This window comes from Collimonas sp. (genome assembly GCF_035566555.1).
GTDB lineage: Bacteria > Pseudomonadota > Gammaproteobacteria > Burkholderiales > Burkholderiaceae_D > Collimonas.
The window spans coordinates 1-19,225 of sequence record NZ_DATMRB010000029.1 but is presented as its reverse complement, the minus strand read 5'-3'; the positions used below and the strand labels follow the sequence as shown (position 1 = coordinate 19,225).

Genomic DNA, 19,225 nt, shown 5'->3' with positions numbered 1-19,225 from the left:
CGGCGCGATATACCGACAGATGAGGCAGGACACGAAACTAGCGTTTTACAATTTCCTTGTTGAAGAAATCATAGATGCCGTTCTCGCCCATGCGGCGGGCATCGGCCAGCTCGCCCGCCTTGGTCGAGTAGATGATCTGATTGTCCGGGCTGAGCAGCACTGCCGCCGGAATGCCTTTCTTGATCGGGTTGCCGTAAGACTGGGCAACATCGAGATTCTTGTCGAAATTGCCGACATCGACCTTCACCAGAATGAATTTGCCATCGATCAGCGCCGCGCTCTTGCCGTGCAGCGCCTTGTCCAGTTCGCGGCAATCGGTGCACCAGTTGGCGCCGAACACCAGGATCACCTGTTTTTTGCTGGCCTGTGCCTGGCTCAGGGCCTGGCTGACGTCGGCCTTGGCGTCGGCTTTTTCGTCGTAGGGAAGGTTGGCCGCCGATACCGCCTGCGCCAGCAGCAAGCCCAGGCACAGCGCAAAGATTTTTTTCATGATGCGATCCTCAATAATTCTGAATGGTTCTGTTTGGGTAGACATCCGCCATCGGCAAGATGTTTTACGAATATGGCCGTGTATTTGTGTATATATTTGAGAGTATATTTCGTTTTGGCAATTGACGGTGCCGCCCGGTATTTCGGCCGACCATATTGAACGATAAGGCCGGGTTTCAATCTGAACAAGCGCATTCCGCCGTAAAGTACCGTGAGTTTGCCAAATTATGGCAAACTGCGGGCTGATTTTGGGAGCCTCGCATTGAGCATCATAAAAAACTTACCATTTGAGTGGCTGGTCGGCATCCGCTATACCCGTGCGGGCAAGCGCAGCGGCCGCAACAGCTTCATTTCCTTCATTTCCCTGATTTCCATGGCCGGCATTGCCCTCGGGGTCGCCGCGCTGATCGTGGTGCTGTCGGTGATGAACGGCTTTCAGAAAGATGTGCGCGATCGCATGCTGTCGGTGCTGGCGCATATCGAAGTGTTCGACGCTTCCGGTTCCATGAAGAACTGGGAAGAAGTCGCGGCGCAAGCCTTCAAGAACAAGGAAGTGATCGGCGCCGCTCCGTATGTCGATGCGCAAGCCATGCTGGTGCGCGACGGTGTCCTGCGCGGCGTGGCGATACGCGGCGTCTTGCCGGCCGAGGAGCCGAAGGTGTCGGATGTCGCCAAGAAGGTCAAGCAAGGCAGTTTCAATGACCTGAAAGCGGGCGAATTCAATATCGTGCTGGGGATCGAGCTGGCGCATGCCTTGAGCGTCGGCATCGGCGACAAGGTGACGCTGATGGCGGCGCAGGGGCAAGTGACGCCGGCCGGCGTGATTCCGCGCCTGCGGCAGTTTACCGTGGCGGGGATTTTCGAGGCCGGCCATTATGAATACGATTCGACCCTGGCCTTCATCCACCTGGACGATGCGGAAAAGATGTTCCGCCAGGATTCGCCCTCCGGCGTGCGCCTGAAGGTGACCGACATGCTGGAGGCGCCGCAGATCGTGCAGCAGCTGGCGACCACGCTGCCGCCCAACCTGTACCTGCGCGACTGGACCCAGCAGAACAGCAACTGGTTCGCCGCGGTCAAGACCGAGAAGCGCATGATGTTCATCATCCTCACCCTGATCATCGCCGTGGCTGCCTTCAACCTGGTATCGACGCTGGTGATGACGGTGACCGACAAGCAGGCTGACATCGCGATCCTGCGCACCCTGGGCGCTTCGCCCGGCTCGATCATGAAGATCTTCATGATCCAGGGCGCGCTGGTCGGCCTGATCGGCACTGCCATCGGGGTCGGCGCCGGGGTGCTGGTGGCGCTGAATATCGACGTCATCGTGCCGTTCATCGAAAACCTGCTGCACGTGCAGTTCCTGCCGAAGAGCGTGTATGTGATCACTGAGTTGCCGTCAGACCTGCGCTGGCCGGATGTCTGGACCATCGGCGGCGTCGCCGTGGTGCTGGCCTTCCTGGCGACCCTGTACCCGAGCTGGTGGGCTGCCCGGGTGAAACCTGCCGAGGCATTGCGTTATGAGTAATACAATCAATACAACTAATCAAGACAATAGTCCGGTGGTGCTGTCCTGCCGCGGCCTGGGCAAGACCTTTACCCAGGGCAGTTACTCGGTCAAGGTCTTGAACGGCATCGATATCGACGTCGTCAAGGGCGAGCAGGTCGCCATCGTCGGCGCTTCCGGTTCCGGCAAGTCGACCCTGCTGCATCTGCTGGGCGGGCTGGATACGCCGAGCGCCGGCAATGTCAGCCTGCTGGGCAAGGACTTCACCACGCTGGGCGAAAAGACCCGCGGCGACCTGCGCAACAATGCGCTGGGCTTCGTCTACCAGTTCCATCATCTGCTGCCGGAATTTTCCGCGCTGGACAACGTCGCCATGCCGCTCATGATCCGCCGCCTCAAGCGCAGCGATGCGCAGCAGCAGGCGCGCGAGATCCTGGCGCGGGTCGGCCTGGCGGAGCGGGTAATCCACGTGCCGGGCGAGCTGTCCGGCGGCGAACGCCAGCGGGTGGCGCTGGCGCGGGCCCTGGTGACCAGGCCGGCCTGCGTGCTGGCCGACGAGCCGACCGGCAACCTCGACCGCGCGACCGCGCAAATGACTTTCGACCTGATGCTGGAATTGTCGCAGACGCTGGGCACGGCCTTTGTCATCGTCACCCACGACATCGAACTGGCGCGCCGCTGCGGCCGCATCCTGCGCCTGTCGGAGCGCGGGCTGGAGCCGTATCAGGACTAAACAAGGGGTAAGGGTGGGCACAGGTGTCCACCCTACCGTGCCCAAAGGAAATCAGGAAGCCGGCGTCGTCAGATTGCCGGCTTTTTTATTTTGTTCTTGCAGGCTGCCGAAGAATAGCGCGTACTGGCGCGTGAACTGAGCGCCGAAGAAGAAAATCTGCGCCGAATAGTAGATCCACAGCAGCAGCGCGATCACCGAGCCGGCTGCGCCGTAGCTGGAGGCGACGCCGCTGTTGCCGAGATAGATGCCGATCAGGTATTTGCCGAGCACGAACAGGGCGGCGGTGCCGATCGAGCCGATCCAGACATCGCGCCAGGGCAGCTTGGTCTGCGGCAGCATCTTGTAGATCGAGGCGAACAGGCTGGCGATCACGGCGAAGGCGAACAGCTGCGACAGCGGTGAAAAGATCGTCGTCACGCTGATCCAGGTGCCGCCCAGATACTTGGCCAGCAGCGCCAGCGCCGCGCTGACCACCAGCGAGGTCAGCAGCAGGAAGGCCAGCACCAGAATCAGGCCGAACGACAGCAGGCGGGTGCGGATCAGCGACATGATGCCGGACTGGCGGGTCCGTTCCACGTACCAGATCTCGTCCAGGCTATCCTTCAGTTCGGAAAATACGGTAGTGGCGCCGACCAGCAGCACGACCACGGCGATCAGCGCCGCCACCGGCCCCGACTGGTTCTTGTGGGCTGCCGCCAGCAGCAGCTGGATGGCGTCGGCGCCGGTCGAGCCGATCAGGCCCGACAACTGGCCGAAAATTTCCCCGCGCGCGGCCTGTTCGCCGAATACCGCGCCGGCAATTGCGATCACCAGGATCAGCATCGGCGCCATCGAGAACAGGGTGTAGAAAGCCAGCGCCGCACCCTTGCTGCCGGAGCGTTGCTTGAACCACTCGTTCAGGGTGCTGGCCAGCATGGCCTGGACGCGCCGGCGCTCGGGGAGTTGGATCATGGTTGCAGCCTTTTTCAGGTAATGTCTGCGCTTCTATCTGCCGAAGCGGCTGTGTTCAAAGCGCGGATCGGGGCCGTTTTCCAGTTTGCGCACGATGCCGCTGTCGTCGAAATACACTGTCATCTCCGAATTCCAGACGCCGGCTTCCTTGTAGGCGTAGTTCCAGCCGTTCAGCTTGACTCGGTCGTAGTAGATGGTTTCGAAAGGCTTGCCTATGGTGCGCAGCACGTCGGCCTGGGTGAACTGGCCGACCTTGATGGTGGCGAATTTCTCCAGGGTTAAAACTTGCTCATATGAAATTAATTTTTGGTCAGGGCCGATTTTCGCCATATAGGTTGCCTGGCCGAAAGGACCGCGCGCATATTCCAATAATACATCATTGCCGTCCTGATAAGTCCCGGTGGGTTTGCCTAGGCGCGCCAGCACCCGCGCTTCGGGTTCGCCGGGGGTGACCGGCGGCGCCAGCAGCGAGGCGCAACCGCCGAGACTGAACAGCAGGCTGGCTAACAGGGCAGGGAAGAGTTGCTTCATGGTTATGCTCCAAAATTGATTGTTGTTTGTGTCGTGCTAAGTATTTGAATCCGCAGGTTTTTTGCTATATACTGCGCGTCTGGCCAAGTTTGGCCGGATTTTTTAATTGTTTGTTCACGGTGCATAGGGTTGCGTACTCTGTACACCGCTTGTGAAAGGTAAAGCATGACTATCGAAAAAACAGCCAAGGCCGCTATTATCACTGATAATGCGCGCGGTCAAAACGACACCGGCTCCCCGGAAGTGCAAGTTGCGCTGCTGACTGCCCGTATCAACGACCTGAACGGTCACTTCAAAGCCCACGCCAAGGATCACCATTCCCGCCGCGGCCTGATCATGATGGTTAACCGTCGTAAAAGCCTGCTGTCCTACCTGAAGGGTAAGGACCTGAACCGTTACCGCTCGCTGATCGAAAAACTCGGCTTGCGTAAGTAATAGTCAGTGCGCGACTCATCGTCGGCCGACGTTATTTTCTGCGACATCCTGTTTCGATATTTCGCGACGATGTCCTTGGTCCGTCGATAAGTTGAAAAAAATGCCTGTATCAGTCTCTGATGCGGGCATTTTTGCTTTTGGCAGCAGCTTTTTTGTGGCTTATCTGCGCAAGTTTCAAGAAGTTAGTTCTATGCAAGGAGATGACACTCGCTGGCAATGCCAGCGTTGCAGTCGTCTGTGGTGAGGTGAACGACAGCGCCTGAAAATCTGTCGGCAAAATGAAAGGATATATTGTGTTTAATAAAGTTACTAAGACATTCCAGTATGGTCAGCATCAGGTCACCCTGGAAACTGGCGAGATCGCTCGCCAAGCCTCCGGCGCCGTGCTGGTATCGATCGAAGATACCGTCGTGCTGGCTACCGTTGTGGCACGCAAAGATGCCAAGCCAGGTCAGGATTTTTTCCCGCTGACCGTTGATTACGTTGAAAAGACATACGCAGCTGGCCGTATCCCAGGCGGTTTCTTCAAGCGCGAAGGCCGTCCTTCGGAAAAAGAAACCCTGACCTCGCGCCTGATCGATCGTCCGATCCGCCCGCTGTTCCCAGAAGGCTACCTGAATGAAGTGCAAGTCATCATTCACGTGCTGTCGGTCAATCCGGAAATCGATCCAGACATCGCCGCAATGATCGGCGCCTCGGCTGCCTTGTCGGTTGCCGGCATTCCTTTCGCCGGCCCGGTCGGCGCTGCGCGCGTCGGTTACATCGACGGCCAGTACGTTTTGAACCCGACCACTTCCCAGCTGACCAAGTCGGCCATGGACCTGGTGGTTGCCGGTACTGAAACCGCCGTGCTGATGGTGGAATCGGAAGCCAAGCAACTGTCGGAAGAAATCATGCTGGGCGCGGTCGTATTCGGCCACGAGCAATCGAAAGCAGTCATCGACGCTATCCATGAACTGGTGCGCGACGGCGGCAAGCCTGAAGTCGAATGGAGCCCGGCGCCAAAGAACGACGCCCTGATCGCGCGCGTTGCCCATTTCGGCGAAGCCAAGCTGCGTGAAGCCTACCAGACCAAAGACAAGCAAGCCCGCACCACCAAGCTGAAAGATGCAACTGCTGAAGTCAACGCTGCACTGGCTGCCGAAGCTGCATCGATCGGCGGCACTGCACCTGATTCTTCGGAAGTCAGCGGCATCCTGTTCGACCTGGAAGCCAAGATCGTCCGTTCGCAGATCCTCGAAGGCGAGCCACGCATCGACGGCCGCGACACACGTACCGTGCGTCCGATCACGATCCGTACCGGCGTCCTGCCGCGTACCCACGGTTCGGCATTGTTCACCCGCGGTGAAACCCAGGCGCTGGTAGTTGCCACGCTGGGCACTGCACGCGACGAACAAAAGATCGACGCGCTGATGGGCGAGTACTCGGACCGCTTCATGCTGCATTACAACATGCCACCGTTCGCCACTGGCGAAACCGGTCGTGTCGGTACGCCAAAGCGCCGCGAAATCGGCCACGGCCGTCTGGCCAAGCGTGCTCTGCAAGCAGCGCTGCCGGCGCCGGAAGATTTCAGCTACTCGGTGCGCCTGGTTTCGGAAATCACCGAATCCAACGGTTCCTCGTCGATGGCTTCGGTCTGCGGCGGCTGCCTGGCTCTGATGGACGCCGGCGTGCCGATGCAAGCGCACGTGGCCGGTATCGCCATGGGCCTGATCAAGGATGGCAGCAAATTCGCCGTCCTGACCGACATCCTGGGCGATGAAGATCACCTCGGCGACATGGACTTCAAGGTGGCTGGTACAGCTAACGGTATCACTGCTCTGCAGATGGACATCAAGATCCAGGGCATCACCAAGGAAATCATGCAGGTCGCTTTGGCGCAAGCTAAAGAAGGCCGTATCCATATCCTGGGCAAGATGCAGGAAGCGGTACCGCACGGTAAGACCGAGCTGTCCGATTTCGCTCCGCGCCTGATCACCATCAAGATCAATCCGGAAAAAATCCGTGACGTGATCGGCAAGGGCGGCGCAGTGATTCGCGCGCTGACCGAAGAAACCGGCACCCAGATCGATATCAGCGACGAAGGCGTCGTGACTATCGCTTCGGTGGATGCTGCTGCAGGCCAGGAAGCCAAGCGCCGTATCGAAGAGCTGACGGCTTCGGTTGAAGTCGGCAAGGTCTACGAAGGCACGGTCCTGAAACTGTTGGACTTCGGTGCAATCGTCCAGGTATTGCCGGGCAAAGACGGTCTGTTGCACATCAGCCAGATCGCCAATGAGCGCGTGAATGCCGTCGCCGACTACCTGAAAGAAGGCCAGCAAGTGCGCGTCAAGGTCCTCGAGACCGACGATCGCGGCCGTCTGAAACTGTCGATGAAGGCAGCCCAGTCTGATGAAGGCGGCGAAGCTGCTCCGGCAGCGGCACAGTAATAATCTAGCTGTATGAAAAACGCCCGGGATGCTGATGCATCCAGGGCGTTTTTACGTTTACCAGGCAAGCTCAAGGCCAGTGCGACGGGTTGCCTATTCGCTGCCCCAGCCCTCGATGTTGAGGTGGTAGCGTGTCGAACGGCCGGCGCCGGCGCGCCGCAGCAACCCCATCTGTTCCAGTTCAATCAGGTCGCGTGAAGAGGTGGCGCGCGAGGCGCCGCTCAGGTGTTCGTATTTCTTCGTACTCATGCCGCCCTCGAAGCCCCCCGGTCCGGCATCCAGCAAGGCATTCAGCAGCTTGCGCTGGCGCGGAGCGAGTTCTTTGTCGCGATGCAGGAACCAGAATCTTGCCTTCGCCAGCGACTCGTCAATCACCAGCGAGGCTTGCTCGCAGGCGACCCGGACCTGCGTCACGAACCAGGTGATCCAATCGGTCACATCCAGGCTGCCATGCTGCGCCAGTTCCAGTTGCCTGTAATAGTCGTCGCGCTGTTCCAGCAGGCGTTGCGAGATACGGATCAGGCGGCTGCTGTCACCGCTGTCGCGCGCCAGCACCAGGTCGATCAGCACACGGCCGACACGGCCGTTGCCGTCCTCGAAAGGATGGATGGTTTCGAACCAGAGGTGGGCCAGGGCAGCCTGCACCAGGCTGTCTGCTTCCTGTCTGCGATTCAGCCATGTGAGCAGCAGCTGCATTTCAGCCGGAACTGTCGCCGAAGGGGGCGCTTCGTAATGGATGTTTTCGTGGCCAAGGCGGCCGCTGACGATCTGCATCGGTTCGGCGTGTTCGCGGTAAGCGCCGACGCGGACCTTGCTCATGCCGGAAAAGCCGGTCGGGAACAGCGCCGCCTGCCAGGCCTGCAGGCGTTCATCGCTCAAGGGGACGGCGGCATTGCTGATGGCGTCGTCCATGATGTCCAGCAAGCCATCGACATGGCGAGCGGCTTGCGGTCCCTTGCTGCCGGCCACCCCGAGCCGGCGGCCGACCGATGAGCGCACTGCCTGCAAGTCCAGCCGCTCGCCTTCGATGGCGGCGGTGGCAACCGCTTCCTGGCTCCAGGCTTCCGCCGCCAGCTCCTGCCGCTGCGCAAATCCCAGTGCCGCCAGCTTGCCTTCCACGATGCCTTGGGCGCGCCTGGCCAGCGCGATTTCAGCGCTGATCCGCATTTCGTCATAGCGCAGCTGGGGCCAGTCGGGTTCTTGCCAGATCAGATGAGGTAATTGCATGGGTTTATCGACTCGCTTTCTGAGTCGATTATATCGCATAATCGACTCAATATGTGAGTCGAAAATAGAGTGAAAACGACTCATCAGGCGATGCTAAAGGTGTTTTATTGCTTTATTGCAATAAAAAAGCCGCCCAGGCATGACTGCCCGGGAGGCTTTTCTGTGTACAGCGTCTGACTTTAGTCCGAGTTTTAGTCGAACACCGGCGATTCCACGCCCAGGATCTTGTGCAGCTTCGGCGATGTGGTGGTGTACTGCATGTGGATCTTCTTGTCCGGGAAGATGTAAGGTGCAGCGCCGAAAGCAGCCAGCGCGGCTTCATGGAAGCCCGACAGGATCAGCTTCTTCTTGCCCGGATAGGTGTTGATGTCGCCCACCGCAAAGATGCCCGGCACATTGGTTTCGAACTTCTCGGTATCGACCACGCGCAGCTGCTTGCGCTCGATATCCAGACCCCATTCGGCGATCGGGCCGAGTTTCGGCGACAGGCCGAAGAATACCAGCAGGGTGTCCAAAGGCAGGCGGCGGGTAACGCCGTCCGGGCCGGTGACCTTGATCTCGCTCAGCTTGCCGTCCTTGGCTTCATGGCCGGTAACCTGGCCGACCAGGAATTGCATTTCATAGGCTTCGCACAGCGCCTTCATCTTGGCCACCGAGGCAGGGGCAGCGCGGAATTCTTCGCGGCGATGCAGCAGCACTACCGATTCAGCCTTGCCGACCAGGTCCAGCGCCCAGTCCAGCGCAGAGTCGCCGCCGCCGCAGATGACCAGGTTCTTGCCGTGGAACTGGAGCGGATCCTTGACGCGGTAGAACAACTGGGTGTTGTCGAACTGGTCGATGCCGTCTACCTTGATGGTGCGTGGCTGGAACGAGCCGACGCCGGCGGCGATGAAGATGGTCTTGGTGATGAAACGGGTGCCGGCCGAGGTTTCCAGATCGAAGCGGTTGTCTTCGCGGCGTGCCACCAGCGTCACTTCCTGGTTCAGGTGGAAGGTCGGTTCGAACGGCTCGATCTGCTTGAGCAGGTTGTCGGTCAGTTCCTGGCCGGTGCAGACCGGTACCGCAGGGATGTCGTAGATCGGCTTGTCCGGGTACAGTTCCACGCACTGGCCGCCGACCACCGGCAGCGAGTCGATGACGTGGGCCTTGATTTCCAGCAGGCCGAGTTCAAAGACCTGGAACAGGCCGACCGGACCGGCGCCGACGATGACGGCATCGGTTTCGATCACGCTGTTGGCGGAAGTAGGTGCGGGTGCAAGTTTGACGGTGGTATCCATACGACGATCTGATTCCTGTTTCGGTTGAGTCCCCCAAAACGCCGTGGCCTTGATGCTAGCGATGGCTGCGACGGCGATTGGATGAAAATTTCGCGTTGATGTGGCGACGGGTGCTGCGCTGTGGCTGGGGGCAATGGCCTGGCTTTACTGATGGGCATGCGCCGCTGGCGTTCCGGCCGCCGATGCTGCACGGGCGGCGCGAGGCTGGCTTAGCGCTGCAAAAACTCCAATTTGTCTTTGACATCTTTCCATTCCTCGGCTTCGGCCAGAGGGGCGATGGTCTTGGTGATCGACGGCCAGTGGCGCGACAGATCTTCATTGAGCTTGATGAATTGCTGCTGATCCGCCGGCACGTCTTCTTCGGCATAGATGGCGTTGACCGGACATTCGGCGACGCATACCGCGCAGTCGATGCACTCGTCAGGGTCGATAGACAGGAAATTCGGCCCCTGGCGGAAACAATCAACCGGGCACACATCCACGCAGTCGGTATAGCGGCAGCGAATGCAAGATTCGGTCACAACGTGGGTCATAACAACAGTCCTATCTGTAAATAATGGTCTTGATGCGGGTATTGAGGCGGCGCCTGGACAGTTTCGGGCCATTGCTTGCCCTACTATAAATTTACCCAGTCGCAAAGCCTTGTATTTTAAGGTAATTCGGGTTTTCTCACAAACTGCTGTTATATAGAATCCATATAAGCAAATGTGAAATTCACATTAGCGGGAAAACGCCGGATTCCATGGTTTTACCATACTCCGCACGGCGGCTTTGCGGCGCCGACGGATTGCTTGCACGAACTTGCCAAACTGGCTATCGTTACAGCCTTTGTTGCTACGGATTAATTATGTCATCTTCCAGTGAAGGCTCCACCAAGGCCATCTTTTACGCCCTGGGCGCCAATGGCGGCATCGCGCTGGCGAAATTCGCCGCCGCCACCTATACCGGCTCGGGGGCGATGCTGGCCGAGGCGATCCATTCGCTGGCCGACTGCACCAACCAGGTATTCCTGCTGATCGGCCTGAAAGAAGCGAAACGGCCGGCCAATGCCTCCCATCCGATGGGTTACGCGCGGGTGGTGTATTTCTGGGCGATGATGGTGGCCTTGCTGCTGTTTTTTGTCGGCGGCGCCTTTTCGGTGATGGAAGGGATCGAGCATCTCAAGCATCCGCAGCCGATCAGCACTCCCTGGATCGCGCTCGGCGTGCTGGGCGTGTCGGTGGTGCTGGAGGCTTTTTCCTTGCGCGGGGCGCTGGTGGAAATCCGCAAGATTGCCCAAGGCAAGCCCTTCATGCAGTGGTTCCGCGAAACCCGGCAGTCGGAGCTGATGGTGGTGGCAGGCGAAGATATCGCCGCGCTGGCCGGGCTGGCGCTGGCGTTTGTCGCGGTTTCCCTGACCGTGATCACCGGCAATCCGCTGTGGGACGCCTGCGGCACGATTGCGGTCGGCCTGCTGCTGATGATCGTCGCGGTGCTGGTGATCCGCGAGGTAAAAGCCATGGTCACAGGAGAATCGGCGGCGCCTGAGGTGCATGCCGCCATCCAGGCCTACATTCAGGCCGACGCTGACGTCGCCGGCGTCCGTAACCTCATTTCCATGCAGTGGGGCGAGCAGGTCATGATCGCGGTGCAGGCGGTGATGCGGCCGCAGCCGTCCGACGTCGCGCTGGTGGATGCGATCAACCGCATCGAAGCCGGCATCCAGCAGCGCTGGCCGCAGGTGCACTGGTGTTTCTTCGAGCCAGACCATGCAGTGTCTGAAGATAAATAAAAAATATGCATGGCGCCATGGCGGGTGAGCTAGAATTGTCATGTTGCCATCTCCCGCGAGATGTTTGTCATAAGCTTTGCCAGCCATACCGCCAAACGAAGGTCTTTATGTCGCAGCGCAAATCTGTCGTGCCCTGCGTCTCAAGGCGCGGCAGACACTCCACCCATTTGATCCACGGAGGATTGCCATGACTCAGCGTTTCCCATCGTTTCTTCGTTTTGCGCCGCTGGCCCTGATCGGCATGGCGGCGCTGTCGGCCCAGGCTGCCGGCCCGCTTACCGGCCCCACCAACGCCATTCCCAACGCTGCTGCCACCGCCGGCACCAGCTTCAACAGCCTGTCTGCCGAAGACCGCAAGAAATTGCTGGCGGCCCCGGAAGGCGAATCGCAGTCCAACGCCGCCGGCAATGGCCTGAATCTGAAAGATGATCGCCATTGCAATGAACTGCAGCAGCAGATCAGGCGCGCCCAGACTGCAGCGCCGGCAACCCAGCCGGACTTTCTCCCGCCAGGCGTTGCACGTAACGATCCAAGCAGGTCTTACCAGCAGAACAGCGCCGCCGTCGTGCAGTACGACGAACGCAGCAGGCTGGAAGCGCGTTATCACAGCGAATGCAATAAATAGGGCTGCTGCTGTAAGATGCGGAATCGGCGCCGGCCAAGTCTTGCAAGCACCAACTACCTTTCCTCACCGCCCTGTATTCAGACACCATGATCATTACTTCGCTGCTCGACACCGATCTGTATAAATTCACGATGATGCAGGTAGTCTTGCATCATTTTCCGGCGGCGGAAGTGGAGTATCGCTACAAGTGCCGCAACCAGGGCGTGGACCTGCGGCCGTATGTCGATGAAATCCGCGACGAGATCGCCGGCCTGTGCCGCCTGCGTTTCCAGGAGCAGGAGCTGGCTTATCTCAGCAGCATGCGTTTCATCAAGAACGACTTCATCGATTTCCTCAGCCTGTTCCACCTGCAGCAAAAATACATCAGCGTGCAGCCTTCGGCGGCCGACAACGGCGAGATCGATATCACGGTCAAGGGCCCCTGGCTGCATACCATCCTGTTTGAAGTGCCGGTGCTGGCGATTGTCAACGAAGTGTATTTCCGCGCCACCCAGAGCACGCCGGACCATGCGGAAGGGCGCAGCCGCCTGCAAAGCAAGATGGCGCTGATCCGCGACAATCCGGCCATGGCCGGCTGCAAGGTGGCGGACTACGGCACGCGCCGGCGCTTTTCCCGCAGCTGGCATGAAGAAGTGGTGCAGACCCTGCAGCGCGATTTTGCCCAGCATCTGGTCGGCACCTCCAACGTTTATTTCGCCATGAAATACGGCATGACGCCGCTCGGCACCATGGCCCATGAGTACCTGCAGGCCTGCCAGTCGCTCGGCCCGCGGCTGCGCGATTCGCAGATCTACGGCTTTGAAATGTGGGCCAAGGAATACCGCGGCGACCTTGGCATCGCCTTGTCGGATGTCTACGGCATGGGCGCTTTCCTGCGCGACTTCGACCTGTACTTCTGCAAGCTGTTCGACGGCGCCCGCCACGATTCCGGCGACCCCTTCGAATGGGGCGAGCGCCTGATCAAGCATTATCAGGACAACCGCGTCGATCCTTCAACCAAGACGCTGGTGTTTTCCGACAGCCTGGACTTCGCCAAGGTCAACGAGCTGTACCTGCGCTTCAAGGACCGCACCCGGGTCGCTTTCGGCGTCGGCACCAACCTCACCAACGATCTCGGCTATACGCCCTTGCAAATCGTCATGAAGATGGTACGGTGCAATGGCCAGCCGGTGGCCAAGCTGTCGGATACGCCATCCAAGAACATGTGCGATGACCAGCCCTACCTGAGCTACCTGCGCCAGGTTTTCGAGATAGCAGAGCCGGACAAGGCGGCTGGGCAATAGTGTTGTTTTGTTATTTATTCAACACGGGTTTGCGATTAGAATGGCCTGCGTTTTTTGTTCGATCACCTTATCCGGAAGACTACATTGCATAAAAAAATACTTGCCATCCTGATCGCCTGCCTGCCCGTCGCAGCGCAGGCCGCCGAACTCGACGGCGCCCAGCTGTCCGCGTGGTGGGGCGTGCCGTTCATGGGCCTGCTGCTGTCGATTGCGCTCGGACCTTTGCTGGCTCCGGCATTCTGGCACGATCATTTTGGCAAGATTGCAGCGGCCTGGTCGCTGGCTTTCCTGATTCCCTGCGCGCTCGGCTTCGGCGTGCCGATGGCGATCGCCGGCGTGGTGCACGCCTTCCTCGCGGAATATTTCCCCTTCATCATTCTGCTGACCGCCTTGTTCGTGGTGGCCGGCGGCATTTGCCTGCGCGGCAACCTGCACGGGACGCCGGCCCTGAACACCGGCTTGCTGGCGATCGGCACGGTGCTGGCCAGCCTGATGGGCACCACCGGCGCTTCGATGCTGCTGATCCGGCCCTTGATCAGGGCCAACGACAACCGCAAGCACGTGGTGCATATCGTGGTCTTCTTCATTTTCCTGGTCGCCAATGCCGGCGGCGCCTTGACCCCGCTCGGCGATCCTCCCCTGTTCCTGGGCTTCCTGAAGGGCGTGGATTTCTCCTGGACCCTCAAGAACATCTTCGGCGAAACCTTGTTCATGTGGGTTTCCCTGCTAGTGATCTTTTATTTGCTGGACCGTTTTTATTTCCACAAGCGTGAAGAAGAATTTGCGCCGTCGCTCGATCCGACGCCGGACGACGCCAGGCTGCGCTTCGAAGGAAAATTCAATTTCATCTTGCTGGCGCTGGTCGTGTTGCTGGTGCTGATGAGCGGTTTCTGGAAGCCGGGAATCAGCTACAACATCTACGGCACCACGGTGGAATTGCAGAACCTGCTGCGCGACGGCTTGCTGGTGGTAGTGATCCTGGTCTCGCTCTGGCTGACGCCAAAAATCGCCCGCGAAGGCAACGATTTCACCTGGGGACCTATCCTTGAAGTGGCTAAATTGTTTGCCGGGATTTTCGTCACCATCGCACCGGTGATCGCCATGCTGCGCGCTGGCGAGCAGGGCGCTTTCGGCCTGGTGGTCAGCGCCGTCACCGGCGCCGACGGCCAGCCCAACAACATCATGTATTTCTGGGCGACCGGCATACTCTCCTCGTTCCTGGACAATGCGCCGACCTACCTGGTGTTCTTCAACACGGCTTCAGGCGACGCCGGCGAACTGATGACCCGGCTGGCGGCGACGCTGGCAGCGATTTCCTGCGGCGCGGTATTCATGGGCGCCAACAGTTACATCGGCAACGCCCCGAACCTGATGGTGAAGGCCATCGCCGAAGAGCGCGGCATCCGCATGCCGTCTTTCTTCGGCTACATGGGCTGGGCTTGCGTGGTGCTGTTGCCGCTGTTTGTCATAATGACCTTGATTTTTTTCCGCTGATGGCAGGACGATGAAACCAAAGATACTGATGGCGCGGGCGGTGTTCCCGGCAGTGATCACTAGGCTGGCGCAATACTTCGAGGTCGAAAGCAACCAGGAGGACCGCATTTTCAGCGCCGCCGAGCTGGCGCAAAAACTGCACGACAAGGATGGCGTGATCGCCACCGCCAGCGAACGCATCTCGGCTGAGCTGCTGCAGGCCAGCCCGCGCTTGAAGGCAGTCTGCAACCAGGCGGTCGGCTACAACAATATCGATGTCGCGGCCGCCACCAAGGCCGGCGTGATGGTCACCAATACCCCGGATGTCCTCAATGAAACCACGGCCGACTTCGGCTGGGCCTTGCTGATGGCGACCGCGCGCCGCGTCACGGAAGCGGAGCACTGGCTGCGCGCCGGCCACTGGAAGCAGTGGCGCTACGACAGTTTCCTGGGCGCGGACGTGCATGGCGCCACGCTGGGCATCATCGGCATGGGCCGCATCGGCCAGGCGATCGCGCGGCGCTCGATGGGCTTCGACATGCAGGTGCTGTATCACAACCGTTCGCGTCTGGCGCCGGAACTGGAAACGCGCGCCAACCAGGCGCGCTATGTCAGCAAGGAAGAGCTGCTGGGCGCCGCCGATCACGTGATCCTGGTGCTGCCGTATTCCAAGGAATCGCATCACACCATCGGCAGCGCCGAACTGGCCTTGATGAAGCCGGGCGCCACGCTGGTCAACCTGGCGCGCGGCGGCATCGTCGACGACCTGGCGCTGATCGCCGCGCTGCGCGACAAGAAGATTGCCGCGGCAGGGCTCGATGTGTTCGAGAACGAACCGGCGCTGCATCCCGATTTCCTGGGTTTGTCGAACGTGGTGCTGACCCCGCATATCGCCAGCGCTTCAGAGCCGACGCGGCGCGCGATGGCCGATTGCGCGGCGGATAATCTGCTGGCGGCTTTACTGCCAGGGAAAGATCGGATGTACCCGCCCAACCTGCTCAATCCGGAAGTGCTGGGCAAGGTAACGCTGGCTGGTAAATAAAGTGGCTTAAAAATAAAAAAGCACGAAATAGAAATCTATTTCGTGCTTTTTGTGTTTTCTGGCAGAGCGGAATTCAGTCTTTCAAGCTTTCGACCAGATCGATGTACTGCTGCTGGGCATCATCCTGGCTGGTGCCTTTCAGCTCGTTCCAGGCATCCCATTTGGCGCGGCCGACAAAGTCGGTCATGCCTGGGCGTTCGCCCTGGACGTCGCCGCTGCTGCCTTGCTTGAACAGCGAGTACATCTTCAGCATGGTCATGTTGTCAGGACGCTCGCTGAGTGTCTTGGAGTCGGCCTGGGCTTGTGCGAACTGGGTTTGGAGTGTCATGGAGGTCTCTTGGAATGAAGGGAGAAAATCGGATCAGTCGGGAGTGACGGCGCCGACCACGGCGGAGCCGGCTTTGACGCCGCCTTCCACCACGGTAGAGGCAACGCTGACAGCCGCGCTGCCGACGCTGACGCCGGCCCCCACCACGCTGCCGGCGACGCTTACTACCGTACAGCCGCCCAGCAGGGACGTGGCCAGCAATGCTGCCATCCAGCGTTTCATGGGGAGCCGGTCAGGCAAATTGGAAAGTTTCATCAGGCAGCAGCGTCGGGTTCAGGCGGGGCTTATACGCCCAGCAGTTCAACTTCAAAAATCAAGGTCGCGTTCGGTGGAATCACGCCGCCGGCGCCGCGCGGGCCGTAACCCAGCGCTGCCGGGATGATCAGCTTGCGCACGCCGCCGATTTTCATGCCTTGTACGCCTTCATCCCAGCCCTTGATGACATGGCCGGCGCCCAGCGGAAACTCGAACGGATCGCCGCGGTCCTTGCTGGAATCGAACTTCTTGCCGGCGCTGCCGTCGGAATTCTGCAGCCAGCCGGTGTAGTGCACGGTCACATGGTTGCCGGCTTTTGCTTCGGCGCCATCGCCAACGGTGATTTCTTCGTACTGCAGGCCGGAAACGGTAGTAGTTGTCGACATGAGAATCCTTCTTAAAATTTGCTAAAGTTGTAAAATGGTCAAATATTTGCGAATTATTCAACGAGTCAATCCGCAAAGTGCATTAACCGGGCGTGTTAAAGCGCCCATGCTGCCTCAGGTAGTGCAGTGTAATCGAAAATCCGGCCGCTTAGCTGTGCCCGCCGCCAATCTAGTGGGAGGCCTCGCTCTGGCTGGTAAGTTATTTAAATCTATAGGTGTCATTCATGCGCGGTAAAATGCTTGTTTTTGCTTTTCAGAGTTTAGTCATGTCCGTTTTTGTACGTCGTTCCTTGGTCGCCGCCTTCGGTTTCTTAGCAGCATTTTCCACTTTCGCGGCAACCCCTCCAGCCGCTGCTCCAAGCGCTGCGGCCGCCGGCAACACGGTGGTCATCCTGAATTCACGCGACGCTACCATCACTTTGCTGGACCAGACGACCTACAAGGAAATCGGTACTTTCCCGGTCGGCAAGGAGCCGCACCACCTGATGCCGACACCGGATAACAAGTCACTCATCGTCGCTGCCGCCACCGGCAATTCGCTATTCTTCCTGGATCCGAAAAGCGGCCAGATCCAGAGCCAGGTGAAAGATATCGTCGATCCTTACCAGATCGGTTTTTCTCCCAATCAGAAATGGTTCATCGCCAATGGCTTGCGCCTTGACCGCATCGATATCTACGGTTACGACGGCAAGAACCTGAAAATCGCCAAACGCTTGCCGCTGCCGTCGATGCCTAGCCACATGGCGTTCACGGCAGACAGCTCGCTGGCTTTCATCAGCCTGCAGGGCAGCGATGAGCTGGCGGCGGTCGACCTGGCGACGCAAAAAGTCAAATGGACTATGGCGGTCGGCAAGCAGCCTGCAGGTGTTTACATGACGCCTGATAACAAATACCTGCTGGTAGGCGTGATGGGCAGCGACTATGTCGCCGTGATCGACTGGCGTACGCAGAAGATCGTCAAGAAAATCAAGACCGGCGACAGCGCCCACAACTTCCGTCCGCAGGGCGACAACCGCCACGTCTTCGTTTCCAACCGCGTCGCCGGCACCATCAATGTGCTGGACCTGAACAGCCTGGAAAGCGTCGGCAGCATCAGCGTCCCGGGCGGTCCGGACTGCATGGAAATCACGGCAGACGGCAAGACCATGTGGGTCACCCAGCGCTGGGTCAAGAAGGTCTCGGTGGTAGACCTGGCGACGCGCAAGGTGATCAAGTCGATCCCGGTGGGCCGTTCGCCGCACGGCATCTATTTCAATAACCGCGCGTCGGATCTGTGATGCGCTTCCTGTCCTCGGGCAAACACGGCCTGGCCGCCGCCGCAGCGACGCTGGCGGCATTGGCGCCAGCCGGCCTGGCGCTGGCGCAGCCGGCGGCAGCGCCGCAGGCTTGCAGCGCCGGCACCATCTACCTGACTTTCGACACCGGCAGCCAGTCGCAAGCGCAGTACATCGCCCAGACCCTGCGCAAACACCACATCAAAGCCACGTTTTTCCTGGCCAATGAAAAGACCGTGAATGGCGACTACACCCTGGATCCGTCCTGGGCGCCGTTCTGGAAATCGCTGGTGGCCGACGGCCACGCATTCGGCAGCCATACCTTTGACCATGTCTACGCCAAGCGCGACCTGCCCGACGGCAAGATCGAAGTGAAGCCGCAATTCGGCGCCAATGCAGGCAAGCTGCTGGCCTGGAGCCCGCAGCAATATTGCCAAGAGATCAAACGTGTCGATCAGCGTTTCTATGAACTGACAGGAAGCCATATCGATCATTTTTGGCGCACGCCAGGCGGCCATACCACGCCGCGTACCCTGGAGGCGGGGGGAGCATGCGGATACAAACACGTAGCCTGGGCCGATGCCGGTTTTTCGGGCGATGAACTGCCCAGCGATAAATGGCCCAACCAGTTGCTGCTGGAGCGTACTCTGAAAAATCTGCGCGATGGTGATATTGTCATGGCACATTTAGGTATCTGGTCGCGCAAGGATCCTTGGGCGCCGGCAGTGCTGGAACCGTTGATCAGCGGCCTGGAGAAAAAGGGATTTTGTTTCGCCACCCTGCGCGACAGCCCGCAGCATTTGCCGGGACAGGCGGACAATTTGAATCGCCATCGCTGGAACAGCAGAAGTTAGTGATAGATGATAGATAATGATTGATACCTTGGTAAACTGGTTTGCCACCGTCCAGGCCTGGCTGTTCGAGGCAGTGGTGCAGCCGCTCATGTTCCATGCCGGCTTCAGCGAATACCTGGAGGATGCATTTGACGGCACGGAATGGTTCCTGATCGGCGTCTGCGAACTGATCGTTCTGTTCCTCGTCTTGCGGCCGCTGGAAGCCTGGATTCCGGTGCATGCCTTCAGCGACAAACGGGCGCGCTGGACCGATTTCATCTACACCGTGCTATATCGCCTGGGCGCCTTCTCGGTGCTGGTGTTTTTCCTGATCGACCCGTTGGTGGCCAAGGCCACCGAGCTGCTGCACCTGGAG

Annotated in this window: 20 protein-coding genes and 1 pseudogene; 12 read left to right on the top strand and 9 right to left on the bottom strand. The window is 59.4% G+C overall.

Features of this window, described 5'->3' with window-relative positions; genetic code table 11:
* Positions 1–37: 37 nt before the first annotated feature.
* Positions 38–490, bottom strand: a complete 453-nt coding sequence (locus VNZ65_RS04435; RefSeq protein WP_325666467.1) for a thioredoxin family protein — start codon at positions 488–490, stop codon at positions 38–40.
* A gap of 261 nt (positions 491–751) precedes the next feature.
* On the opposite strand from VNZ65_RS04435, the gene VNZ65_RS04430 reads away from it, so the two are divergent.
* Both VNZ65_RS04430 and lolD read left to right on the top strand, forming a co-directional pair.
* A complete protein-coding gene (locus VNZ65_RS04430; RefSeq protein ID WP_061938690.1) occupies positions 752–2,017 on the top strand; it encodes a lipoprotein-releasing ABC transporter permease subunit in 1,266 nt (421 codons plus the stop codon).
* Complete coding sequence (gene lolD, locus VNZ65_RS04425; RefSeq protein WP_325666464.1) at positions 2,010–2,729, top strand: lipoprotein-releasing ABC transporter ATP-binding protein LolD; 720 nt, start codon at positions 2,010–2,012, stop codon at positions 2,727–2,729. Before VNZ65_RS04430 ends, lolD begins: the two co-directional genes overlap by 8 nt.
* A 51-nt stretch (positions 2,730–2,780) precedes the next feature.
* Here the strand turns inward: lolD and VNZ65_RS04420 are convergent, their stop codons facing one another.
* Together VNZ65_RS04420 and bamE are read right to left on the bottom strand one after the other, a co-directional pair.
* Positions 2,781–3,680 carry a YihY/virulence factor BrkB family protein gene (locus tag VNZ65_RS04420; protein ID WP_414649046.1) on the bottom strand — a complete coding sequence of 300 codons (900 nt, stop codon included), beginning with the start codon at positions 3,678–3,680 and terminating at the stop codon, positions 2,781–2,783.
* 33 nt (positions 3,681–3,713) lie between these two features.
* The gene (gene bamE / locus VNZ65_RS04415; protein WP_325666462.1) at positions 3,714–4,211 is read right to left on the bottom strand and encodes an outer membrane protein assembly factor BamE domain-containing protein; all 498 of its coding nucleotides are present in this window, start codon (positions 4,209–4,211) and stop codon (positions 3,714–3,716) included.
* A 165-nt stretch (positions 4,212–4,376) separates the two neighbouring features.
* Between bamE and rpsO the strand changes: the two genes are divergently transcribed.
* Together rpsO and pnp are read left to right on the top strand one after the other, a co-directional pair.
* Positions 4,377–4,646 (top strand): 30S ribosomal protein S15, encoded by a 270-nt coding sequence (gene rpsO, locus VNZ65_RS04410; protein ID WP_014007042.1) that lies wholly within the window; start codon positions 4,377–4,379, stop codon positions 4,644–4,646.
* 293 nt (positions 4,647–4,939) lie between these two features.
* Positions 4,940–7,075 (top strand): polyribonucleotide nucleotidyltransferase, encoded by a 2,136-nt coding sequence (gene pnp, locus VNZ65_RS04405; RefSeq protein WP_325666460.1) that lies wholly within the window; start codon positions 4,940–4,942, stop codon positions 7,073–7,075.
* Between the two features lie 93 nt (positions 7,076–7,168).
* Here pnp and VNZ65_RS04400 read toward each other — a convergent pair whose 3' ends face one another.
* From VNZ65_RS04400 to fdxA, 3 genes are all read right to left on the bottom strand, one after another.
* Positions 7,169–8,302 (bottom strand): Fic family protein, encoded by a 1,134-nt coding sequence (locus VNZ65_RS04400; RefSeq protein WP_325666458.1) that lies wholly within the window; start codon positions 8,300–8,302, stop codon positions 7,169–7,171.
* A 191-nt stretch (positions 8,303–8,493) separates the two neighbouring features.
* A complete protein-coding gene (locus tag VNZ65_RS04395) occupies positions 8,494–9,579 on the bottom strand; it encodes an NAD(P)/FAD-dependent oxidoreductase (protein ID WP_168229196.1) in 1,086 nt (361 codons plus the stop codon).
* A 209-nt stretch (positions 9,580–9,788) separates the two neighbouring features.
* On the bottom strand, positions 9,789–10,112 hold the full coding sequence (gene fdxA / locus VNZ65_RS04390) for a ferredoxin FdxA (protein WP_061938706.1): 324 nt from the start codon (positions 10,110–10,112) through the stop codon (positions 9,789–9,791).
* Between the two features lie 314 nt (positions 10,113–10,426).
* Here fdxA and VNZ65_RS04385 point away from each other — a divergent pair, with 314 nt between their 5' ends.
* From VNZ65_RS04385 to VNZ65_RS04365, 5 genes are all read left to right on the top strand, one after another.
* Positions 10,427–11,350, top strand: coding sequence for a cation diffusion facilitator family transporter (locus VNZ65_RS04385; RefSeq protein ID WP_325666454.1), 924 nt, complete (start codon positions 10,427–10,429; stop codon positions 11,348–11,350).
* A gap of 187 nt (positions 11,351–11,537) precedes the next feature.
* A complete protein-coding gene (locus VNZ65_RS04380) occupies positions 11,538–11,975 on the top strand; it encodes a hypothetical protein (RefSeq protein ID WP_325666452.1) in 438 nt (145 codons plus the stop codon).
* 86 nt (positions 11,976–12,061) lie between these two features.
* Positions 12,062–13,258 (top strand): nicotinate phosphoribosyltransferase, encoded by a 1,197-nt coding sequence (pncB, locus tag VNZ65_RS04375; protein WP_325666450.1) that lies wholly within the window; start codon positions 12,062–12,064, stop codon positions 13,256–13,258.
* Between the two features lie 84 nt (positions 13,259–13,342).
* Positions 13,343–14,752: a sodium:proton antiporter gene (locus VNZ65_RS04370; RefSeq protein WP_325666448.1), complete on the top strand. Its 1,410-nt coding sequence runs from the start codon at positions 13,343–13,345 to the stop codon at positions 14,750–14,752.
* Between the two features lie 10 nt (positions 14,753–14,762).
* Positions 14,763–15,773 (top strand): D-glycerate dehydrogenase, encoded by a 1,011-nt coding sequence (locus VNZ65_RS04365; RefSeq protein ID WP_325666446.1) that lies wholly within the window; start codon positions 14,763–14,765, stop codon positions 15,771–15,773.
* A gap of 73 nt (positions 15,774–15,846) precedes the next feature.
* Here the strand turns inward: VNZ65_RS04365 and VNZ65_RS04360 are convergent, their stop codons facing one another.
* The 3 genes from VNZ65_RS04360 to VNZ65_RS04350 all read right to left on the bottom strand — a co-directional run bounded on the left by VNZ65_RS04360 (position 15,847) and on the right by VNZ65_RS04350 (position 16,742).
* Complete coding sequence (locus VNZ65_RS04360) at positions 15,847–16,101, bottom strand: acyl-CoA-binding protein (protein WP_325666444.1); 255 nt, start codon at positions 16,099–16,101, stop codon at positions 15,847–15,849.
* Positions 16,102–16,134: 33 nt separating this feature from the next.
* Positions 16,135–16,311: a hypothetical protein gene (locus VNZ65_RS04355; protein WP_325666442.1), complete on the bottom strand. Its 177-nt coding sequence runs from the start codon at positions 16,309–16,311 to the stop codon at positions 16,135–16,137.
* Between the two features lie 74 nt (positions 16,312–16,385).
* Entirely contained in the window at positions 16,386–16,742 is a 357-nt protein-coding gene (locus tag VNZ65_RS04350; protein ID WP_061938731.1) for an FKBP-type peptidyl-prolyl cis-trans isomerase, read from the bottom strand.
* A gap of 266 nt (positions 16,743–17,008) precedes the next feature.
* Between VNZ65_RS04350 and VNZ65_RS04345 the strand changes: the two genes are divergently transcribed.
* The 3 genes and pseudogenes from VNZ65_RS04345 to VNZ65_RS04335 all read left to right on the top strand — a co-directional run.
* Positions 17,009–18,019 (top strand): YncE family protein, encoded by a 1,011-nt coding sequence (locus tag VNZ65_RS04345; protein ID WP_325666439.1) that lies wholly within the window; start codon positions 17,009–17,011, stop codon positions 18,017–18,019.
* Positions 18,019–18,870, top strand: coding sequence for a polysaccharide deacetylase family protein (locus tag VNZ65_RS04340; RefSeq protein WP_325666437.1), 852 nt, complete (start codon positions 18,019–18,021; stop codon positions 18,868–18,870). The genes VNZ65_RS04345 and VNZ65_RS04340 overlap by 1 nt, the downstream gene beginning before the upstream one ends.
* Before the next feature lie 16 nt (positions 18,871–18,886).
* Positions 18,887–19,225: pseudogene (locus VNZ65_RS04335) on the top strand (fatty acid hydroxylase); the annotation flags it as partial.

What these genes read in the sequence shown, in the direction of transcription:
- rpsO (WP_014007042.1), top strand. Translation starts at nt 4,377, where the DNA reads ATGACTATCGAAAAAACAGCCAAGGCCGCTATTATCACTGATAATGCG.
- VNZ65_RS04360 (WP_325666444.1), bottom strand. Translation starts at nt 16,101, where the DNA reads ATGACACTCCAAACCCAGTTCGCACAAGCCCAGGCCGACTCCAAGACA.
- fdxA (WP_061938706.1), bottom strand. Translation starts at nt 10,112, where the DNA reads ATGACCCACGTTGTGACCGAATCTTGCATTCGCTGCCGCTATACCGAC.
- VNZ65_RS04345 (WP_325666439.1), top strand. Translation starts at nt 17,009, where the DNA reads ATGTCCGTTTTTGTACGTCGTTCCTTGGTCGCCGCCTTCGGTTTCTTA.
- VNZ65_RS04435 (WP_325666467.1), bottom strand. Translation starts at nt 490, where the DNA reads ATGAAAAAAATCTTTGCGCTGTGCCTGGGCTTGCTGCTGGCGCAGGCG.
- VNZ65_RS04400 (WP_325666458.1), bottom strand. Translation starts at nt 8,302, where the DNA reads ATGCAATTACCTCATCTGATCTGGCAAGAACCCGACTGGCCCCAGCTG.
- VNZ65_RS04395 (WP_168229196.1), bottom strand. Translation starts at nt 9,579, where the DNA reads ATGGATACCACCGTCAAACTTGCACCCGCACCTACTTCCGCCAACAGC.
- VNZ65_RS04380 (WP_325666452.1), top strand. Translation starts at nt 11,538, where the DNA reads ATGACTCAGCGTTTCCCATCGTTTCTTCGTTTTGCGCCGCTGGCCCTG.
- pncB (WP_325666450.1), top strand. Translation starts at nt 12,062, where the DNA reads ATGATCATTACTTCGCTGCTCGACACCGATCTGTATAAATTCACGATG.
- VNZ65_RS04340 (WP_325666437.1), top strand. Translation starts at nt 18,019, where the DNA reads ATGCGCTTCCTGTCCTCGGGCAAACACGGCCTGGCCGCCGCCGCAGCG.
- bamE (WP_325666462.1), bottom strand. Translation starts at nt 4,211, where the DNA reads ATGAAGCAACTCTTCCCTGCCCTGTTAGCCAGCCTGCTGTTCAGTCTC.
- lolD (WP_325666464.1), top strand. Translation starts at nt 2,010, where the DNA reads ATGAGTAATACAATCAATACAACTAATCAAGACAATAGTCCGGTGGTG.
- VNZ65_RS04355 (WP_325666442.1), bottom strand. Translation starts at nt 16,311, where the DNA reads ATGGCAGCATTGCTGGCCACGTCCCTGCTGGGCGGCTGTACGGTAGTA.
- VNZ65_RS04420 (WP_414649046.1), bottom strand. Translation starts at nt 3,680, where the DNA reads ATGATCCAACTCCCCGAGCGCCGGCGCGTCCAGGCCATGCTGGCCAGC.
- VNZ65_RS04350 (WP_061938731.1), bottom strand. Translation starts at nt 16,742, where the DNA reads ATGTCGACAACTACTACCGTTTCCGGCCTGCAGTACGAAGAAATCACC.
- VNZ65_RS04385 (WP_325666454.1), top strand. Translation starts at nt 10,427, where the DNA reads ATGTCATCTTCCAGTGAAGGCTCCACCAAGGCCATCTTTTACGCCCTG.
- VNZ65_RS04365 (WP_325666446.1), top strand. Translation starts at nt 14,763, where the DNA reads ATGAAACCAAAGATACTGATGGCGCGGGCGGTGTTCCCGGCAGTGATC.